General features: G+C 72.2%; 20 protein-coding genes, 3 tRNA genes and 1 pseudogene. 5 read left to right on the top strand and 19 right to left on the bottom strand.

Translation table 11 applies throughout. The annotated features are described in order from the left end of the window. Positions 1 to 34 precede the first annotated feature (34 nt). Together rplL and rplJ are read right to left on the bottom strand one after the other, a co-directional pair. The gene (rplL, locus tag FIV43_RS18825) at positions 35 to 427 is read right to left on the bottom strand and encodes a 50S ribosomal protein L7/L12 (RefSeq protein ID WP_141015361.1); all 393 of its coding nucleotides are present in this window, start codon (positions 425 to 427) and stop codon (positions 35 to 37) included. A gap of 84 nt (positions 428 to 511) precedes the next feature. Further along, positions 512 to 1,117, bottom strand: a complete 606-nt coding sequence (rplJ, locus tag FIV43_RS18820) for a 50S ribosomal protein L10 (protein WP_141015360.1) — start codon at positions 1,115 to 1,117, stop codon at positions 512 to 514. A gap of 328 nt (positions 1,118 to 1,445) precedes the next feature. On the opposite strand from rplJ, the gene FIV43_RS18815 reads away from it, so the two are divergent. Next, positions 1,446 to 2,729, top strand: coding sequence for a PLP-dependent aminotransferase family protein (locus tag FIV43_RS18815; protein WP_407938841.1), 1,284 nt, complete (start codon positions 1,446 to 1,448; stop codon positions 2,727 to 2,729). A gap of 93 nt (positions 2,730 to 2,822) precedes the next feature. Here FIV43_RS18815 and rplA read toward each other — a convergent pair whose 3' ends face one another. From rplA to FIV43_RS18790, 5 genes are all read right to left on the bottom strand, one after another. Beyond that, complete coding sequence (gene rplA, locus FIV43_RS18810; RefSeq protein ID WP_141015358.1) at positions 2,823 to 3,542, bottom strand: 50S ribosomal protein L1; 720 nt, start codon at positions 3,540 to 3,542, stop codon at positions 2,823 to 2,825. Between the two features lie 65 nt (positions 3,543 to 3,607). Next, positions 3,608 to 4,036 (bottom strand): 50S ribosomal protein L11, encoded by a 429-nt coding sequence (gene rplK, locus FIV43_RS18805; protein WP_141015357.1) that lies wholly within the window; start codon positions 4,034 to 4,036, stop codon positions 3,608 to 3,610. A gap of 211 nt (positions 4,037 to 4,247) precedes the next feature. Then, positions 4,248 to 5,042 carry a transcription termination/antitermination protein NusG gene (gene nusG / locus FIV43_RS18800; protein WP_141015356.1) on the bottom strand — a complete coding sequence of 265 codons (795 nt, stop codon included), beginning with the start codon at positions 5,040 to 5,042 and terminating at the stop codon, positions 4,248 to 4,250. A gap of 46 nt (positions 5,043 to 5,088) precedes the next feature. Further along, positions 5,089 to 5,352, bottom strand: a complete 264-nt coding sequence (secE, locus tag FIV43_RS18795) for a preprotein translocase subunit SecE (protein ID WP_141015355.1) — start codon at positions 5,350 to 5,352, stop codon at positions 5,089 to 5,091. Positions 5,353 to 5,412: 60 nt separating this feature from the next. Beyond that, positions 5,413 to 5,485, bottom strand: a tRNA-Trp gene (locus FIV43_RS18790). A 166-nt stretch (positions 5,486 to 5,651) separates the two neighbouring features. Here FIV43_RS18790 and FIV43_RS23345 point away from each other — a divergent pair. The 3 genes and pseudogenes from FIV43_RS23345 to FIV43_RS23335 form a co-directional block, all read left to right on the top strand. Then, a pseudogene (locus FIV43_RS23345) lies at positions 5,652 to 6,128 on the top strand (adenosine deaminase); the annotation flags it as partial. An 86-nt stretch (positions 6,129 to 6,214) separates the two neighbouring features. Further along, positions 6,215 to 6,691, top strand: coding sequence for an adenosine deaminase family protein (locus tag FIV43_RS23340; protein ID WP_269204088.1), 477 nt, complete (start codon positions 6,215 to 6,217; stop codon positions 6,689 to 6,691). Next, the gene (locus FIV43_RS23335; protein ID WP_181407587.1) at positions 6,688 to 7,218 is read left to right on the top strand and encodes a DUF4190 domain-containing protein; all 531 of its coding nucleotides are present in this window, start codon (positions 6,688 to 6,690) and stop codon (positions 7,216 to 7,218) included. Before FIV43_RS23340 ends, FIV43_RS23335 begins: the two co-directional genes overlap by 4 nt. 61 nt (positions 7,219 to 7,279) lie before the next feature. Here the strand turns inward: FIV43_RS23335 and FIV43_RS18775 are convergent, their stop codons facing one another. From FIV43_RS18775 to FIV43_RS18765, 3 genes are read right to left on the bottom strand one after another with little or no spacing between them, the layout of a single operon-like run. Continuing rightward, complete coding sequence (locus tag FIV43_RS18775) at positions 7,280 to 8,356, bottom strand: UDP-N-acetylmuramate dehydrogenase (RefSeq protein WP_231123530.1); 1,077 nt, start codon at positions 8,354 to 8,356, stop codon at positions 7,280 to 7,282. Beyond that, positions 8,349 to 8,747 (bottom strand): MaoC/PaaZ C-terminal domain-containing protein, encoded by a 399-nt coding sequence (locus FIV43_RS18770; RefSeq protein WP_141015353.1) that lies wholly within the window; start codon positions 8,745 to 8,747, stop codon positions 8,349 to 8,351. The genes FIV43_RS18775 and FIV43_RS18770 overlap by 8 nt, the downstream gene beginning before the upstream one ends. Beyond that, positions 8,744 to 9,148, bottom strand: coding sequence for an FAS1-like dehydratase domain-containing protein (locus FIV43_RS18765; RefSeq protein ID WP_141015352.1), 405 nt, complete (start codon positions 9,146 to 9,148; stop codon positions 8,744 to 8,746). Before FIV43_RS18765 ends, FIV43_RS18770 begins: the two co-directional genes overlap by 4 nt. Positions 9,149 to 9,598: 450 nt before the next feature. On the opposite strand from FIV43_RS18765, the gene FIV43_RS18760 reads away from it, so the two are divergent. Beyond that, positions 9,599 to 10,324: a hypothetical protein gene (locus FIV43_RS18760; RefSeq protein WP_141015351.1), complete on the top strand. Its 726-nt coding sequence runs from the start codon at positions 9,599 to 9,601 to the stop codon at positions 10,322 to 10,324. 79 nt (positions 10,325 to 10,403) lie between these two features. Here the strand turns inward: FIV43_RS18760 and rpmG are convergent, their stop codons facing one another. The 9 genes from rpmG to FIV43_RS18715 all read right to left on the bottom strand — a co-directional run bounded on the left by rpmG (position 10,404) and on the right by FIV43_RS18715 (position 17,303). Beyond that, a complete protein-coding gene (rpmG, locus tag FIV43_RS18755) occupies positions 10,404 to 10,574 on the bottom strand; it encodes a 50S ribosomal protein L33 (RefSeq protein WP_121804265.1) in 171 nt (56 codons plus the stop codon). A gap of 60 nt (positions 10,575 to 10,634) precedes the next feature. Next, a tRNA-Met gene (locus FIV43_RS18750) sits at positions 10,635 to 10,708 on the bottom strand. A gap of 54 nt (positions 10,709 to 10,762) precedes the next feature. Then, positions 10,763 to 10,835: transfer RNA gene (locus FIV43_RS18745), tRNA-Thr, on the bottom strand. Positions 10,836 to 10,919: 84 nt separating this feature from the next. Further along, entirely contained in the window at positions 10,920 to 12,332 is a 1,413-nt protein-coding gene (locus FIV43_RS18740; RefSeq protein WP_141015350.1) for an amidase, read from the bottom strand. Positions 12,333 to 12,390: 58 nt separating this feature from the next. Next, on the bottom strand, positions 12,391 to 13,116 hold the full coding sequence (locus FIV43_RS18735; RefSeq protein ID WP_231123529.1) for an LrgB family protein: 726 nt from the start codon (positions 13,114 to 13,116) through the stop codon (positions 12,391 to 12,393). After that, a complete protein-coding gene (locus tag FIV43_RS18730; RefSeq protein ID WP_141015349.1) occupies positions 13,113 to 13,502 on the bottom strand; it encodes a CidA/LrgA family protein in 390 nt (129 codons plus the stop codon). Before FIV43_RS18730 ends, FIV43_RS18735 begins: the two co-directional genes overlap by 4 nt. Next, positions 13,499 to 14,077: a DNA-3-methyladenine glycosylase I gene (locus tag FIV43_RS18725; protein ID WP_141015348.1), complete on the bottom strand. Its 579-nt coding sequence runs from the start codon at positions 14,075 to 14,077 to the stop codon at positions 13,499 to 13,501. Before FIV43_RS18725 ends, FIV43_RS18730 begins: the two co-directional genes overlap by 4 nt. A gap of 53 nt (positions 14,078 to 14,130) precedes the next feature. Continuing rightward, the gene (locus FIV43_RS18720; protein WP_231123528.1) at positions 14,131 to 15,141 is read right to left on the bottom strand and encodes a pirin family protein; all 1,011 of its coding nucleotides are present in this window, start codon (positions 15,139 to 15,141) and stop codon (positions 14,131 to 14,133) included. Then, positions 15,138 to 17,303, bottom strand: coding sequence for an FdhF/YdeP family oxidoreductase (locus FIV43_RS18715; protein WP_231123527.1), 2,166 nt, complete (start codon positions 17,301 to 17,303; stop codon positions 15,138 to 15,140). The genes FIV43_RS18720 and FIV43_RS18715 overlap by 4 nt, the downstream gene beginning before the upstream one ends. Positions 17,304 to 17,434 lie beyond the last annotated feature (131 nt).

The following is a 17,434-nucleotide window of genomic DNA, read 5'->3' as shown; positions in this document are numbered from 1 at the left end:
CCCGGAGGCGACTACGCGGCCCGGAGGCCGGAGGTCACTTGAGGGTGACGGACGCGCCGGCAGCCTCGAGGGACTCCTTGGCCTTGTCCGCGGCCTCCTTGTTGACCTTCTCCAGGATCGGCTTCGGGGCCGACTCCACGAGGTCCTTGGCCTCCTTCAGGCCGAGCGAGGTCAGGGCGCGGACCTCCTTGATGACGTTGATCTTCTTGTCACCAGCGGACTCGAGGACGACGTCGAACTCGTCCTGGGCAGCGGCCTCCTCGGCACCGCCCGCGGCACCGCCGGCGGCGGGGGCAGCGGCAACGGCGACCGGAGCGGCGGCGGTGACGCCGAAGGTCTCCTCGAACTGCTTCACGAACTCGGAGAGCTCGATGAGGGTCATCTCCTTGAACGCGTCGAGGAGCTCGTCGGTGGTGAGCTTCGCCATGGTGGCGTCTCCTTCTCTTCTGGTGGCCGGCGGCCGCTTGAGGCCGCCCGCCGGGGTTTCAGGTGGTGTGGTTCCTCGGCCCGGTCAGGCCTCGGTGGACTCGGCTGCCTCGTCGGCGGCCGGGGTGTCCTCGGCAGCGGCCGGCGCGCCGGCACCACCTGCGAGGATCGAGGGGTCCTCCTGCGCCTTCGCCTCGAGCGCACCGGCGAGCCGGGCGGCCTGAGCGAGAGGAGCGTTGAGGAGGTAGACGGCCTGGCTGAGCGAAGCGAGCATCGCGCCCGCCAGCTTGCCCAGGAGCACCTCGCGCGACTCGAGATCGGCCAGCTTGGCGATCTCGTTCGCGTCGAGGAGGTTGCCGTCCAGAACGCCGCCCTTGATCACGAGGGCGGGGTTCGCCTTGGCAAAGTCACGCAGACCCTTGGCCGCCTCGACGACGTCGCCCTTGATGAAGGCGATCGCGGTCGGGCCGGTCAGCAGGTCGTCGAAGCCGTCGATGCCCGCGTCCTTCGCGGCGAGCTTGGCCAGCGTGTTCTTGACCACGGCGTAGTTGGCGTTCGCACCGAGGGAGCGGCGAAGGTCCTGCAGCTCCTTGACGGTGAGACCGCGGTACTCGGTCAGCACAGCGCCTGCGGCCCCGCTGAAGGACTCAGCGATCTCCGCGACGGCGGCCTGCTTGTCTGCCCGCGCCATGGGTCTCCTTCCGGATTCGGATGAGACTGCCGGCGGGCCCGGTCCTGAAACGACGAACGCCCCGAGCGCAGGCTCAGGGCGTGGCATCCTCGCGGACGATCTGCTCTGCACACCTGCGCGGGTCGCCCACCGGAGCGGGACCTTCGATCGGCTCCTCGCGAGAGGCACCGACGACCAGCGGTCTCTGGTTACGCAGGCAAGAGTAGGCGGCGTCGTACGGCGTGGCCAAATCGCGGCCGGCCCGCGCTCCGGCGGGCAGCCCGTCCGGTGCCGGTGTCCACTCCGGGAGCCCCCGCGCGCATACGCGCGCGTTCCTTGGCACGATGGAGTGGTGAGCTCACCCACGCCGCTGACCGACTCCCCCGCCGACGTCCTGGCCGACCGCCTGGAGACCGCGCGTGCCGCCTACGCCGACCTGCAGGCCCGGGGCCTGAAGCTGGACCTGACCCGGGGCAAGCCGGGGGCCGACCAGCTCGACCTCTCCGAGGGCCTGCTCCGGCTGCCGACCTCGACCACGGACGACGCCGGCACCGACGTCCGCAACTACGGCGGCCTGGACGGCCTGCCGTCGATGCGTCGGATCTTCGCCGACCTCCTCGACGTCGACGCTGACCGGGTGGTCGCGGGTGGCAACTCGAGCCTGACGATGATGTACCAGACCGTCACCTGGATGCTGCTGGCCGGCGGCCCGGACTCGCCACGCCCGTGGAAGGACGAGCCGGTGGTGAAGTTCGTCTGCCCGGTGCCCGGGTACGACCGCCACTTCACGATGCTCGCCGAGCTGGGCATCGAGATGGTGACGGTGCCGATGAACGCCGACGGCCCCGACGTGGAGGCGGTCCGGGCACTGGTCGCCGACGACCCGGCGGTCAAGGGGCTGTGGCTGGTGCCGACGTACGCGAACCCGACCGGGTCGGTCTGCTCGACCGAGGTCGCCGCGGCGCTGATGGCGATGCCGACCGCGGCACCGGACTTCCGGATCCTGTGGGACAACGCCTACGCCGTGCACCACCTGACCGGGGAGGAGACCAAGAGTGCGGACGCCCTCGGTCTGGCCGCCGCCTCGGGCAACCCGAACCGGCCGATCATGTTCGCCTCGACGTCCAAGATCACCTTCGCCGGCGCCGGCGTCGCCTGCCTGGCCGCCTCCCCGGAGAACCGCGCCTGGTTCCTGAAGCGACTCGGCTTCGCCTCGATCGGCCCGGACAAGGTCAACCAGCTGCGCCACGTGGAGTTCTTCGGCGACGCCGACGGCGTCCGTGCGCACATGCGCAAGCACCGCGACCTGATCGCCCCGAAGTTCGCCGCGGTCCAGCAGGCACTGCACGACCGTCTCGACGGCCTCGGCATCGCCACCTGGAGCGACCCGGTCGGCGGCTACTTCGTCGACCTCGACGTGCTCGACGGCACGGCGTCGCGGGTGGTCGCGCTGGCCAAGGAGGCGGGCATCGCCCTCACGCCCGCCGGATCCGCCTTCCCGCACGGCAACGACCCGGACGACCGCAACATCCGCCTCGCCCCCACCTTCCCGTCGCTGGACGAGGTGGTCACCGCGATGGCCGGCGTCGCCGTGTGCGTGGAGGTCGCGGCGCTGGAGCAGCTGACCTCCTGAGGCAGGGCCGGCGACGGGAGCCCCGCGCCCCCGGAGACGACGAAGCCCCGGTCACCGTGCAGGTGACCGGGGCTTCGTGCGTGGTGCTCGGGATCAGGCGATGGCCTCGTCCTCGACCGCGACGTTCTTGACGCGGTTGGGGTCGACCTGGACGCCGGGGCCCATCGTGGTGGAGACGGTGACCTTCTTCAGGTACCGGCCCTTGGAGCTCGACGGCTTGAGCCGCAGCACCTCCTCGAGGGCGGCGGCGTAGTTCTCCGCGAGCGACTGCTCGCTGAAGGACGCCTTGCCGATGATGAAGTGCAGGTTGGCGTGGCGGTCGACGCGGAACTCGATCTTGCCGCCCTTGATGTCGGTCACGGCCTTGGCCGGGTCCGGGGTGACCGTGCCGGTCTTCGGGTTCGGCATCAGGCCACGGGGGCCGAGCACGCGACCGAGGCGGCCGACCTTGCCCATCAGGTCCGGGGTGGCGACCACGGCGTCGAAGTCCAGGTAGCCGCCGGCCACCTTCTCGATGAGCTCGTCGCCACCGACCTCGTCGGCGCCGGCGGCGAGCGCGGCCTCGGCCTTGTCGCCGTTGGCGAACACCAGGACGCGGGCGGTCTTACCGGTGCCGTGCGGAAGGTTGACGGTGCCGCGCACCATCTGGTCGGCCTTGCGGGGGTCGACGCCGAGACGCATCACGACGTCCAGGGTCTCGTCGAACTTCTTCTTGGAGGCGGCCTTGGCGATCTTGATCGCGGCCAGCGGGGCGTAGAGCTCGTTCTTGTCGAACGTCTCGGCCGCCGCGCGGTAGGTCTTGCTGCGCTGCATGGTGGGATCCTTAAGTTTGTTCAGGAGACGTGGTCAGCGAGCCAGCGCGGCTCTCCCACGGGAGTTCAGTCGGTGGTGACGCCCATGGAGCGGGCGGTTCCCTCGACGATCTTCATCGCGGCGTCGATGTCGTTCGCGTTGAGGTCAGGCAGCTTCGTCTGGGCGATCTCGCGCACCTGGTCCTTGGTCAGCTTGCCGACCTTCTCCTTGTGCGGGACACCCGAGCCCTTCTTCAGACCGGCGGCCTTCTTGATCAGCTCAGCGGCCGGCGGGGTCTTGGTGATGAAGGTGAAGCTGCGGTCTTCGTAGATGGTGATCTCGACCGGGATCACGTTGCCGCGCATGGACTCCGTCTGGGCGTTGTACGCCTTGCAGAACTCCATGATGTTGACGCCGTGCGGACCGAGCGCGGTACCGACCGGCGGGGCCGGGCTGGCGGCGCCGGCCTGCAGCTGCACCTTGACGAGTGCGGCGATCTTCTTCTTCGGAGGCATTCCTCAATCTCTTTCTTCTCGTGGTCATGACGAGAGCCGGAGCCCTCTGCCACCTGCGTCGTCGCCCGCTGAGCGGACGGCAACCCCGACATTCTTCCCGCTCGGGCGCCGTACGGCGAATTCGCGGGGCCGGCCCCCGGCGGGGCACGGGGTCCGAACAGCGCTGTAGGCGGGTCCGAGAGCCTCGGAACCGCCTACCGCGTGGGCTGGGTCAGACCCGCTGGATCTGGCTGAAGCTGAGCTCGACCGGAGTCTCCCGACCGAAGATCTCGACGAGCGCCTTGACCCGCTGGGCCTCGGCGTTGATCTCGGTGATCGTGGCGTGCAGCGTCGCGAACGGACCGTCGACGACCATCACCGAGTCCGAGATGTCGAAGTCGGCGACCTCGACCGGCTTCTTCGCGGTCGGGGCGGAGGTGCCGGTGGAGGCGGCCGCGGCGGCCTCGGTCTCGGCGGCCGCGGCGCTGACCACGGCCGGGGCGAGCATCTTCTCGACCTCGTCCATGCTCAACGGCACCGGCTGGTGGCTGTGACCGACGAAGCCGGTCACCGACGGGGTGTGCCGCACCGCGGACCAGGACTCGTCGGTGAGGTCCATCCGGACCAGGACGTAGCCGGGGAGAACGGTGCGCTTGACCATCTTGCGCTGACCGTTCTTGATCTCGGCAACCTCCTCGGTGGGGACCACGATCTCGTGGATGTAGTCCTCCATGTTGAGGGAGTGGATCCGGTTCTCGAGGTTCTGCTTCACCCGGTTCTCCATACCGGAGTAGGTGTGCACCACGAACCACTCGCCGGGCTTCATCCACAGCTCGCGCCGGAACTCCTCCAGCGGGTCGGCCTCCTCGGCCTCCTCGGCGACGTCGTCGCCCTCGGTCTCGCCCTCGGCAGCGCCGTCGACGACCTCGGCGTCCTCAGCGGCCACCTCGGCGTCCGCCGACACCTCGTCGGGGACGACGGTCTCGTCGACTTCGGAGTCGTACTGGTCCGACACGGGATGCTCCATCAATTGCTGGGATTGGTCACGTCGACACGGGAACGGCGGTCGCCGCTCAGATGTCGTCGCCGCCGGTGAAGACCTCGAACGCGAGCTTGCCCAGACCCAGGTCGAGCAGCGAGATGAGCGCGATCATCACCAGCACGAAGGACATGACGACGAAGAAGTAGGTGATGACCTGTTCGCGGGTCGGCCAGACCACCTTGCGCAGCTCGGCGACCACCTGACGATAGAAGGTCACCGGGCCGGTGCGGTGCTCAGCCGGGTCCCCGCCCGACCGGTCGTCCTTGCGACCGCGGACCGCAGGAGTGTCCGACACGCTGTTCACCCTCTCGTTCCGTCGCGACTCTCGTCGACATGTCTTCCGTTGTCAGTTCTGCAGGGCACGAGGGACTTGAACCCCCAACCTTCGGTTTTGGAGACCGATGCTCTGCCAGTTGAGCTAGTGCCCTCCGATGATGCCCTCCCGGTGCATCGTGCTCTGCGGGACCGAGGTCCTTCAGGGCGCGCGTCACCGTGGGGGAGAGCCACCGGGGTGGAGTCTACGCATGACCGGCAACCGCCACCAATCCGAGGTCCACGGCGGTCGCCCCCGCCCATGCCTACGATGAGCCGACCATGACCGAACCACGCGACCTGCGTCGGCTGCCGAAAGCCCACCTGCACCTGCACTTCACCGGTTCGATGCGGCACACCACGCTGCTCGAGCTCGCCGAGCGCGACGGGATCGCGCTGCCCGACTCGCTGGTCGCCGAGTGGCCGCCCCGGCTCTCGGCCTCCGACGAGAAGGGCTGGTTCCGGTTCCAGCGCCTCTACGACGTCGCGCGGTCGGTGCTGCGCACCGAGGACGACGTACGGCGCCTGGTGCTGGAGGCGGCCGAGGACGACGTGACCGACGGCGGCAGGTGGCTGGAGATCCAGGTCGATCCGAGCGGGTACGGCGCCCGCTTCGGGGGGATCACCGCGTTCACCGACCTGGTGCTGGACGCGGTCCGGTCGGCGACGGCCGCGACCGGTCTGCCGATCGGGGTGATGATCGCGGCCAACCGCACCCGCCACCCCCTGGACGCACGCACGCTGGCCCGCCTCGCCGGGCAGTACGCCGACCGCGGCGTGATCGCGTTCGGCCTCTCCAACGACGAGCGCCGCGGCACCACCGCCGACTTCGCCCCGCCTTCCGGATCGCCGAGCGCGCCGGCCTGCTGCTCGCGCCCCACGGCGGCGAGCTGCGCGGCCCCGACCACATCCGCACCTGCCTGGACGCGCTCGGCGCCGACCGGCTGGGCCACGGGGTCCGCGCCGCCGAGGACCCCGCGCTGCTGGCGCGGATCGTGGACGCGGGGGTGGCGCTCGAGGTCTGCCCGGTCTCCAACGTCGCGCTCGGCGTCTACTCCGACCTCACCTCGGTGCCGCTGCCGACCCTCCTGGAGGCCGGGGCGACCGTCGCGCTCGGTGCCGACGACCCGCTGCTGTTCGGCTCGCGGCTGGCCGGCCAGTACGCCACGATGCGGGCGGCGCACGACCTCTCCGACGCGACCCTCGCCGAGCTGGCCCGGATGTCGCTGTCCGCCAGCCGGGCGCCGGCCGAGGTGCGCGCCTCGGCGGAGGCCGACATCGACGCATGGCTGGCCGCCCCGGCGGGCAGGGTGACCCCATGAGCGACCCGCGCCCCGCCTCCGAGGACCCGACCCGACCGGCCGACGCCACCGGCCCGGTCCCACCGGGACCGGCGGCCGCGCCCGCTCCTCCCCCGCACCGGGAGCAGGCCCCGCACCCGGGCGCGAGCCCCTACCCGGCGCCCTTCCCGACACCCGGCGGATATCCCGGCGCCCACCCGATCGGGTTCCCCGCGCCGACGCCACCGGTGCACTCCTCGGCCGTGACGGCGCTGGTGCTCGGCATCGTCAGCATCGTCTCGGTGCTCGCGACGCCGCTGTTCGGGTTCACCGTCGTGGGCGCCCTGTGCGCACCGTTCGCGGTCTGGCTCGGCCAGAAGGCACGGAACGAGATCCGCGCCAACCCGCAGGCCTACTCCGGCGAGGGGCTGGCCAGCGCCGGTTTCGTCACCGGCATCGTCGGCTGCGTGCTCGGCGTGCTCGCGCTGCTGGCGATCGCCGCGATCGTGGTCTTCTTCGTCTGGATCTTCGCCGAGGCGGCCTCCTCGGCGTCCGCGGCCGGATTCTGAAACGGCCCGGCGGACCGAGGGCGGAGGCCGGTTCCGGGGCCGGCAGAGCGGCCGGCAGAGTTCAGAGGCGGCAGCCGAGCAGGACCGGCTCGTTGACCAGGGTGATCCCGAAGCGCCGGGCCACCCCGTCGCGGATCTCCCGGGCCAGCGCGAGCAGGTCCTCGGTGCTCGCCGCCCCGCGGTTGGTGAGCGCCAGGGTGTGCTTGGTGGACAGGCCGGCCCGGCCGCTGCCGGCGCGGTAGCCCTTGGCGAACCCGGCGTGGTCGATCAGCCAGGCCGCGCTGGTCTTCACCGTCCCGTCCGGCTGCCGGTACGACGGCGCCCCCGCGGGCACCCGCTCCGGATCGACGATCGGGTTGGTGAAGAACGACCCGGCGCTCCAGGTGTCGTGGTCGCCCGGGTCCAGCACCATCCCCTTGCCGGCACGCAGCCCGAGCACCGCGGAGCGGACCTCCGCGGCCGGCGCGGTGCCACCGACCTCGACCGCCAGGGTGCGGGCCAGTTCGGCGTAGCCGACCGGGGCGGACGTCGTACCGCGGGGGAAGCGGAAGGTGACGTCGAGGACGGTGTGGCGGCCGCCGGCCGCGTCGTACCGCTCGGTCTTGAAGCGGGAGGTGCGGTAGCCGAAGCCGCAGTCGGCGGCCGCGAACCGGACCTCACGCCGTTCCCGACGGTCCCAGACCCGGACCGAGGCGATGGTCTGGGCGACCTCCTGGCCGTAGGCGCCGACGTTCTGCACCGGGGTCGCGCCGACGGTGCCGGGGATACCGGAGAGCGCCTCGATGCCGACCCATCCCTCGGCCACGGCGCGCGCGACCAGGGCGTCCCACGGGACTCCGGCGGCCACGGTCACCGTGGCGTGCTGCTCGTCCTGCTCGACCCGGATCGGGTCGGCCGGCGGCGTCAGCGCCACCACGGTGCCGGCGAAGCCCGCGTCCGCGACGACCAGGTTGCTGCCGCCGCCGAGCACCAGGACCGGCGCCCCGGCCTCGTCCTCGGCCCGCACCGCCGCGACGATCTCCTCGCTGCTCGCGGCGCGGACGAACCGCTCGGCCGGTCCGCCCAGGCGCAGCGTGGTGTGCGCGGCGAGCCGGTCGGTCCCCGTGTCGATGCTCGTCCCGGTGCTCGGCTCAGGCACCGACCACGGCCTTCGGCGCGCCGAGCACCTTCGTGCCGTCGCAGGTGACCTCCAGGGCCAAGGTGGCGCGGCCGTCGGCGACGGACTTCACCGTGCCCGCGACGGTCACCTGGGCGGCCCCGTCGACCGGGACCACCACCGGCTGGGTGAACTTGCAGCCGAGCTCGAGCACCTCGGCGCCGTCGGTCCAGACTGCGATCGCGTTGCCGACCAGCGCCATGGTGTACATGCCGTGCGCGATCACCCCGGGCAGACCGACCGCGACGGCGACCTCCTCGTCCTGGTGGATCGGGTTGTGGTCGCCGCTGGCCGCGGCGTAGGCGACCAGGTCGGCGCGTGTCACCGCGAAGGTCTGCGGCGCGAGCGCGGCGCCCTCGATCAGGTCGCTCATGCCCCGCCTCCTCGGTGGACCAGCGTCGCGGTGGTGGTGCAGACTACGTCGCCGTCGGCGTCGGTGATCTCGCTGGCGGTGGCGATGATGTCGTTCCCGCCGATCTGACGCAGCCCGGTCACCGACATGGTGGCGGTCAACGCGTCCCCGATCCGCACCGGACGTCGGTAGTGGAACTTCTGGTCCCCGTGCACGATCCGGCTCAGCTCGACCTGCTCGGTGTCGAGGAAGTCCAGCATCGCGGCGAAGGTGACCACGATCGGGAAGGTGGGCGGGACGGGCGCGTCGTCGCCGGCAGCCGCCCCGACCGCACCCGCGAACCCGGCCACCGCGTCGGCGGTGACCTGGTAGGGCTCGGTCGCGGGGAAGGACTTCCCGACGAGAGTGGAGTCGATCGGCACGAGGTCAGCCTAGGGTGTGGCGTCCACCCACTGCCTGCTGCCGGAGGTCGCGTGCGCTCAGTACGGTGCGGGTTTCACCGGTCAGCCGGGGAAACCCGCGCGACACGCCGGGCCCGATCGGCGTGTCGTGCGGGTTTCGGCCGACAGGTTCGCGGGTTTCACCGGTCAGCCGGTGATTCCGCACCCGCACGATCGCTCGCAGCCACCCTCCTCGCCATCACCCTCCTGCTGGGCGCCTGCACCGGGGCCGACGGCGCAGACCCCGACCCGGGGCCGACCAGAGGTGGGGCGCAGACGGGCTGCGGTCCGATCCGGTTCGGCGAGGTCGCCGGCCGCGCACCGCGCTACCTGGACCCGCCACTCGCCCGCACCCCCAACGACCACGCGCTCTGCGCCGGCGCCTGGATCCCGCCCACCTCGGGCGGCCCCTTCGTCCCGCAGGGCCTCGTGGTGCGCGACGGCACCGCCTGGATCAGCGGGTACGACGAGGGCCAGGTCGGGTCGCTCTTCTGCCGCGTGCTCCGGGTGGATCTGCGCACCGGCCGCCTGCTGGAGGAGCGCGGGCCGCTCTCCGGCCGGGTCGGCCTACCGCGGACCGTCGAGTGCCGGCACGGCGGCGGGCTGGCGATGGACGAGCACGGCCTGTGGCTGGCCGAGAAGCAGCGCCTGTGGCTGCTGGACCCGCAGACGCTGGCCACCCTCCGTGTCTGGGACAACGTGCTACCGGTGTGGGGCTCGGTGCTGGTGCGGGACGGCGACGGGCGCCTCGGCCAGGTGGGGTTCGGGCACCACGGCCCGTCCCGGGTGCACTGGTTCGACGTGGCGGACCTGTTGACGCCCGGGCTGCTGGACATCACCGCCGACCTGGCCGAGGCCGAGCAGTTCGCGCCGCCGGTCACCCAAGGCGCCTTCTGGGCCGACCTCGGCGGCCGAGCCCGGGTCTGGTTCATCCGCTCCACCACCCGGTGCGGCATCCTGCAGGGCACCCGGCAGCGGCGCTTCGGCTTCCTGCCCGGCGCGGAGGGCGCCTCCTACGACGGGCGGCACCTGTGGGTGGTCAGCGAGTCGACGGCGGCGCCGTACTTCCGCCAGGGCGGGCGGCCGGTGGTGCCGCAGCTGGCCCGCTACGACCTGCGCAGCGTGCGGGGGTGGGCGGAGCCGGCGTGCACCGTGTAGACCCCGCACGAAATGCGCACGACGGTCCGACCTCCTCGCGGAGGTCGGACCGTCGTGGGGACGATCAGGGAGACCTGGGTCAGCGGGTCTCGCGGTGCGCGGTGTGCTTGCGGCACCGCGGGCAGAACTTCGCCAGCTCCAACCGGTCGGGGTCGTTGCGGCGGTTCTTCTTCGTGATGTAGTTGCGCTCCTTGCAGTCCACGCAGGCGAGCGTGATCTTGGGGCGAACGTCAGAGCTCTTGCTGGCCACGGGAAGTCCTTCTACTGCTGAGTCTGGGGGTGCTACATCGGTACTGATCGTCAACTGGCGTAGCGGGGGCGGGACTTGAACCCGCGACACCACGATTATGAGCCGTGTGCTCTAACCACCTGAGCTACCCCGCCAAAGGGGTGCGGGGCTGCCGCCCACTCGTGGTGGACCGGCTCCCCGGCTCCCAGAGCCCCTTTACGGAATCGAACCGTAGACCTTCTCCTTACCATGGAGACGCTCTGCCGACTGAGCTAAAGGGGCAACGACGCAGAACAATACATGCGCCGTGGTGGGGTGAGAAATCGGGGCACCATGCTGCTCGTCACACCCGATCCGGGCCCTCCCTCAGGCGTCCGGGCCGTCCTGGATCCGTGCCCAACCGACGGCCTCCTCGAGCTCGTAGCCGAGCTCCAGCAAGGTGGCCTCGGCGCCCCGGACCGCGCTGAAGCACATGCCCTGCGGGAGTCCTTCGCCCGAGGTCGCCAGCGGCAGGGAGAGGGACGGCTCACCGGTGGCGTTCTGCAGCGGGGTGAAGCAGACCCAGTCCAGCAGCCGCTCCAGCACCACGTCGTAGTCCTGGGTGGGGTCGAGGTGGCCGATCCGCGGGGTCGGTGCCGCCACCGTCGGGGTGAGCACCACGTCGTAGGAGGCGAAGAAGCGGCGGCTGACCGCCCCCGAGGCCTGCAGTCGGGTCATCGCAAGCGGCAACCGGTGCAGCCGGCGCTGGGCGTGCCGGGCGAGTCCGAGGGTGAGGTTGTCGCACCGACTGCTGTCCCAGCTGCGGTCGAACGTCCACCGCCCCGACCGGACCAGGTAGAGCGAGAGGAAGGACCAGTAGAGGAGGAAGTCGTCGGCGAAGGAGTCCGGCACCGGCGCGTCGACCTCGGTGACCCGGTGCCCGAGGTCCTCCAACCGCCGGGCGGTGGCCAGGGTCAGGTCGCGCACCTCCGGGGTGGCCGACCGGCCCGCCGCACTGGTCACCACGGCGACCCGCAGCCGTTTCGGGCCGGGACGGGTGATGTCGCCGACCGGCGGCAACCGCAGGTCGCGGTGGTGCTTCTCCGACTCGCGCAGGAAGGCCGCGGTGTCCCGGACGCTGCGGGTGACCACGCCGTCGGCGACGATCTTGACCGGCATCTCCCGGTTCATCCGGTCCTGCGGCACCCGGCCCCGGGTCGGTTTGAGCCCGACCAGCCCGTTGGCGTGCGCCGGGATCCGGATCGACCCGCCGCCGTCGTTGGCGTGCGCGATGGGCACCGCGCCGGCGGCCACCAGGGCGGCCGAGCCGGACGACGAGGCGCCCGCGCTGTGCTCGGGGTCCCACGGGTTGCGGACCGGCCCGATCCTGGGGTGCTCGGCCACCGCGCTGAAGCCGAATTCGGAGAGCTGCGACTTCCCGAGGATGCCGAGACCGATCGACCGGTACATCCGTGCGAAGTCGCCGTCCGCCGCGGCGGGGGCGGCGCGGAAGGCGTCGGTGCCGTGCTGGGTCGGCAGCCCGGCCACGTCGGAGTTGTCCTTCACCAGGCTCGGCACGCCGCCGAAGTAGCCCTCCGGCGGCACCACCGCCTCCTTGCGGGCGCCGTCGAAGGCGGGGCACGCCATCGCGCCCAGCACCGGGTCGACCGCCTCGACCCGGGCGATCGCGGCGTCGGTCAGCTCGGCGGCCGAGACCTCCCCGGCCCGGAGCCGCCGGACCAGGCCGACCGCGTCGTCGTCGGCCAGGGCGTCGTCACCGAAGGCGTGCACTCGCGTCATGCCATCCGACCCTAGGGGAGGACACCGGACCGAGGGGGTACGACGCGGCCGCACGCCGCTACCAGAGCAGCAGCGCGACCAGGGGCAGCACCAGGCTGGTGGCCAGCGCCGAGAGCCCCATGCCGAGACCGGCGAAGGCACCCTCGGTCTCGTCCTCGCGCAGCATCCGGGAGGCGCCGATCCCGTGCGAGACCGCACCCACCGCGAGGCCCCGGGCGCGGCGGTCCCGCACCCGGAGCAGGGTGAGTACGGCGGGCGCGGTGAGGGCCGCGACGATGCCGATCAGGATCGCGAACGCCGCCGCCAGCGGAGGGATGCCGCCGAGGTTGTCGGCCAGGGCGATCGCCACCGGTGTGGTCGCCGCCTTCGGCGCCAGGGTGCGCTGCAGCACCTCGTCGGCGCCGAGCGCACGGGCGATCAGCACGGCGCTGGTGATCGAGACGACGGCGCCGACCAGCACCGCGACCAGCAGCGGCACCACGAAGCCCTTGAGCTGGTCGGCCTGGCGGTGCAGCGGGATGGCCAGCGCCACCGTGGCCGGGCCCAGCCAGAAGGAGATCAGCGCCGCGGCGTCCAGGTAGGCCGGGTAGTCCACGTCGAGCAGGGTGATCGCGGTGCCCACCACGGCGATCGCGACCACCACCGGCTGCGCGAGCGCGTGTCCCCCGGTGCGCGCCTGGAGCCACCGTCCGAGCTGATAGCCGCCGAGCGTGATCGCGATCAGGCCCAGCGGCGACCGCGCCACCTCGAGCACCGCGTCCGCGGTGTGCGCGACCGGGCTCACCGGGCGGTCCCGGTGTCCGGTGCCGGCAGGTCGTCGTGCGGGGCGCCGGTCAGCCGCTCCAACCCGATCGCGGTCCAGGCGACCGCGACCAGTCCGAGCAGCCACGACCCGACCAGGGCCACGGAGATCGGCAGCGCGTCGGCGCGCAGCGTGGACAGGTAGGCGACGATGCCGACGCCCGCGGGGACGAAGAGCAGCTGCAGGTGACGCAGCAGGCCGCTGCCCGCGCGGACCAGCGCCGTGTCGTCCCCGGCCCGGGTGCGACGCAGCCAGGCGAAGCAGAGCAGCATCCCGACCACCGCTCCGGGGACCGGCACGTCGGCGATCCGGACCACCAGCTCGCCGACCACCTGGAAGCCGATCAGGTAGGTGAGCCCGCGGATCATCCGCGGCTCCCCCGGCGGTGGCAGCCGGCCAGGTGGGGGTCGACCAGGCCGATCGCCTGCATCAGCGCATACATGGTGGTGGGACCGACGAAGACGAACCCGTGGCGCTTGAGCTCCTTGGCCAGGGCGGTCGAGGTCGTCGTACGGGCGGGCCAGTCGGCGACGGTGACCGGAGCGTCCTCCACCGGCGGGGTGTGCGCGAGCACCAGCTGCTCCAGGCCGCCGTGCTCGCGCAACGCCACGGTGGCCCGGGCGTTGGTCAGCGTGGCCTCGATCTTGCGGCGGTTGCGGACGATGCCCGGGTCCCCCAGCAACCGGTCGACGTCCCCGGCGTCGAGGTCGGCGATCCGATCGGCGTCGAAGTCGGCGAAGGCGGCCCGGAAGCCGGGCCGCTTGGCCAGGATCACCGCCCAGGAGAGGCCGGACTGGAACGCCTCGAGGGTCATCCGCTCCAGGTAGGCCGCCTCACCGTGGACCGGCGCCCCCCACTCCTGGTCGTGGTAGTCGCGCATCTGGACGGTGCTGGCTGCCCACGGGCAGCGCGCCAGCCCGTCCTCGCCGGTGATCGGTCCCATGGCGCCCATCCTGGCCCACCGGACCGACCGATCCCGCCTGCGGTCGACGCGGGTCAGCGACGCTGACGCAGCCGCGCGTTCGGGAGCTCGGGGGCCGGGATCGGCGGCAGGTGGTCACCGACGACGACACCGAACCGTCCGTCGGCGACGTCTTGGCCGTCGCCGACCACGACACCGCCGTTGGTGATCTGGTCCTGCCAGTCCTGACGGAAGCCCGCGATCTCCTCGTGGCTGCGGCCGACGAAGTTCCACCACATCACGATGGACTCCCCCAACGGGGTGCCGCCGATCAGCAGCAGCCGGGTCGCGACCGGCGGGTCGCCAGCCGGGTCGGTGGTCACCTCCAGGCGCGAGCGACCCGGCGGCAGGTAGACCATCTCGCCGGCGGCTCCGACCGTGCCGTCGACGCGGACCTCTCCGCTGTCCACCAGCACGCCGTGCTCGAAGGTCGACTCGACCGGAAGGTCGAGGACCGCCCCGGGCTCCAGCACCAGCTCCGCACCGAGGAGCGGGGTGTGGGTGGCCACCGGCGAGGTGCTGCCGAGCAACGACCCGAGGAAGACCCGCGCGGTCCATCCGGCACCGGTCAGCGCCGGCGGCGCGTAGTGCTGGAATCCGGGTGCGGTGTCCCGGGCGTGGTCGGGCAGCGCCACCCACAGCTGGGCGCCGTGCAACACCTCGGTCTCCGGGGTGGACACCTCGGAGTGGCTGATCCCGTGGCCGCCGGTCATCAGGTTGACCTCGCCCGGCCGCACCCGGGCATGGTGTCCGGCGCTGTCGCGGTGGGTGATCTCGCCGGTGAAGAGCCAGCTGACGGTCTGCAGCCCGGTGTGCGGGTGCGGCGCCACGCTCATCCCGCCCGACTCCGCGACCGGATCCGGCCCGTAGTGGTCCACGAAGCACCAGGCGCCGACCAGGGACCGCTCCCGCTGCGGCAGGGTGCGACGTACCCGCATCGCCCGCGGACCGCCGAGCGGCACCTCCCTCGGCGTCAGCACCTCCGGCGCCGCGTCCGGACCGGTGCTGCAGGTGAGGGCGGGACCGGGGTCGTCGAGCCGGGTCACGAGAGCTGGTCCGGCTCGACGTGCCGCTTGTCGTCGTCGCCGCGTCCCGAGGGGACCACCTGCCCGGCGTCGCTCGCGTAGCGCCGGGCGTCGTCGCCCTCACTGGGCTCGAGGCGCACGACGACCGACTTGGAGGTGGGGCAGTTGCTGCCCAGCGCGGTGGAGGCGAGCGGGATCAGCGGGTTGGTCTCGGGGTAGTACGCGGCGGCGCAGCCACGGGGCTGGTCGTAGGCGACCACCCGGAACGCGGGGGCGCGGCGCTCCACGACGGCACCGTCGTGGCCGTCGGCGCCGGGCGAGCCCGAGTCGCCGCGGTGGGTCCACTCGCTGACCAGGTCGACCAGGTCGCCGGCGGCGAGCCCGAGGGCGAGGATGTCGTCGGGGTGCACGAACACCACCCGGCGGCCGCCCTTGACCCCGCGGTAGCGATCGTCGAGGCCGTAGATGGTGGTGTTGAACTGGTCGTGGCTGCGCAGGGTCTGCAGCAGCAGCCGGCCGTCCGGGACGTGCAGCACGTCGAGCGGGCTGACCGCGAACATCGCCCGCTCCTTCTCCGTCGGGAAGGTGCGGGTGTCGCGCGGCGGGTGCGGGAGCACGAAGCCGCCGGGCTGGTCGACCTTCTCGGCATAGGCCGCACAGCCGGGCACCACCCGGGCGATCCGGTGGCGGATCTCGGTGTAGTCGTCCCGCAACGACGCCCACGGGACCACGTGGTCCTCGCCGAGGACCGCCAGCGCCAGGCTGCTCACGATGTCCACCTCGGAGCGCAGGTGCGGCGAGGCGGGGTCCAGCGGGCCGTGCGAGGCGTGCACCGCGGACATCGAGTCCTCCACGGTGACCCGTTGCAACCGGCCACCGGTCAGGTCGCGCTCGCTGCGCCCGAGCGCGGGGAGGATCAGCGCCTCCCGGCCGTGCACGACGTGCGAGCGGTTGAGCTTGGTGGACACGTGCACGGTGAGCTCGGCGGCGCGGAACGCCTCCTCGGTGACCGCGGTGTCCGGCGCGGCGGCGACGAAGTTGCCGCCCATCCCGACGAAGACCTTCGCCTCCCCCTTGTGCAGCGCGGTGATCGCGGCGACCGTGTCGAGGCCGTGCTCCCGGGGCGGCGCGATGCCGAACTCCGCGGCGAGGGCGTCGAGGAAGTGGTCGGGGCTGCGCTCCCAGATCCCCATCGTCCGGTCGCCCTGGACGTTGGAGTGGCCGCGCACCGGGCACAGGCCGGCCCCCGGCTTGCCGATGTTGCCCTGCAGGAACGCGACGTTCGCGATCTCCTTGACGGTGGCGACCGCGTTGCGGTGCTGGGTGATCCCCATCGCCCAGCAGGTCACCGTGGCGTCGGAGTCGGCGAACATCCGCGCCGCCTCCTCGATCTGGTCGCGGGAGAGCCCGGTGGCCCGCTCGACGGCCGCCCAGTCGAGGGCGCGCAGGTGGTCGGCGTACTCCTCGAACCCGTGGGTGTGGCGGGCGATGAACTCACGGTCCAGCTCGTCCCAGTCGAGCAGCAGCGCACCGATCGCCTGGAACAGGGCGAGGTCGCCGTTGATCCGGACCGGCAGGTGCAGGTCGGCGAGCTCGGTGCCGGCGCCGACCACCCCGCGTGGCTTCTGCGGGTTCTTGAACCGGACCATGCCGGCCTCGCGCAGCGGGTTGATCGAGAGGATCCGGCCGCCGTTCTGCTTGCACTTCTCCAGGGCGCTCAGCATCCGCGGATGGTTGGTGCCCGGGTTCTGGCCGGCCACCACCACCAGCTCGGCGGTCTCCACGTCGCGCAGGCTGACCGAACCCTTGCCGATCCCGATCGACTCCGCGAGCGCGACCGAGGTCGACTCGTGGCACATGTTGGAGCAGTCGGGGAGGTTGTTCGTGCCGAAGGAGCGGGCGAAGAGCTGGTAGAGGAACGCGGCCTCGTTGGAGGTCTTGCCGGAGGTGTAGAAGATCGCCTCATCGGGGCTGTCCAGGCCGCGCAGGTGGTCGGCGATCATCGCGAGCGCGGCCTGCCAGTCGATCGGCTCGTAGTGGGTGGCGCCGGCCCGGAGCACCATCGGCTGGGTGATCCGGCCCTGCTGACCCAGCCAGTAGTCGGTCCGCTCGGCGAGCTCGGCGATCGGGTGGGCGGCGAAGAACTCCGGCCCGATCCGGCGCAGGGTGGCCTCCTCCGCCACGGCCTTGGCCCCGTTCTCGCAGAACTCGGCGGTGTGCCGGTGGCCGGGCTCGGGTCGGGCCAGGCGCAGCCCTGGCAGTCGAAGCCGCCGACCTGGTTGAGCCGGGTCAGGGTGCGCGCGGTGCGCACGGT

Origin of the sequence: Nocardioides sambongensis (assembly GCF_006494815.1) — a bacterium.
Classification (GTDB): domain Bacteria; phylum Actinomycetota; class Actinomycetes; order Propionibacteriales; family Nocardioidaceae; genus Nocardioides; species Nocardioides sambongensis.
This window is presented reverse-complemented; position numbering and strand designations above follow the sequence as displayed.

Bases quoted from the DNA above. Each gene is read 5' to 3' on its own strand.
- rplL (WP_141015361.1), bottom strand. From the start codon at position 427: ATGGCGAAGCTCACCACCGACGAGCTCCTCGACGCGTTCAAGGAGATG.
- rplJ (WP_141015360.1), bottom strand. From the start codon at position 1,117: ATGGCGCGGGCAGACAAGCAGGCCGCCGTCGCGGAGATCGCTGAGTCC.
- rplA (WP_141015358.1), bottom strand. From the start codon at position 3,542: ATGCAGCGCAGCAAGACCTACCGCGCGGCGGCCGAGACGTTCGACAAG.
- rplK (WP_141015357.1), bottom strand. From the start codon at position 4,036: ATGCCTCCGAAGAAGAAGATCGCCGCACTCGTCAAGGTGCAGCTGCAG.
- nusG (WP_141015356.1), bottom strand. From the start codon at position 5,042: ATGGAGCATCCCGTGTCGGACCAGTACGACTCCGAAGTCGACGAGACC.
- FIV43_RS23335 (WP_181407587.1), top strand. From the start codon at position 6,688: ATGAGCGACCCGCGCCCCGCCTCCGAGGACCCGACCCGACCGGCCGAC.
- FIV43_RS18770 (WP_141015353.1), bottom strand. From the start codon at position 8,747: ATGAGCGACCTGATCGAGGGCGCCGCGCTCGCGCCGCAGACCTTCGCG.
- FIV43_RS18740 (WP_141015350.1), bottom strand. From the start codon at position 12,332: ATGACGCGAGTGCACGCCTTCGGTGACGACGCCCTGGCCGACGACGAC.
- FIV43_RS18730 (WP_141015349.1), bottom strand. From the start codon at position 13,502: ATGATCCGCGGGCTCACCTACCTGATCGGCTTCCAGGTGGTCGGCGAG.
- FIV43_RS18725 (WP_141015348.1), bottom strand. From the start codon at position 14,077: ATGGGACCGATCACCGGCGAGGACGGGCTGGCGCGCTGCCCGTGGGCA.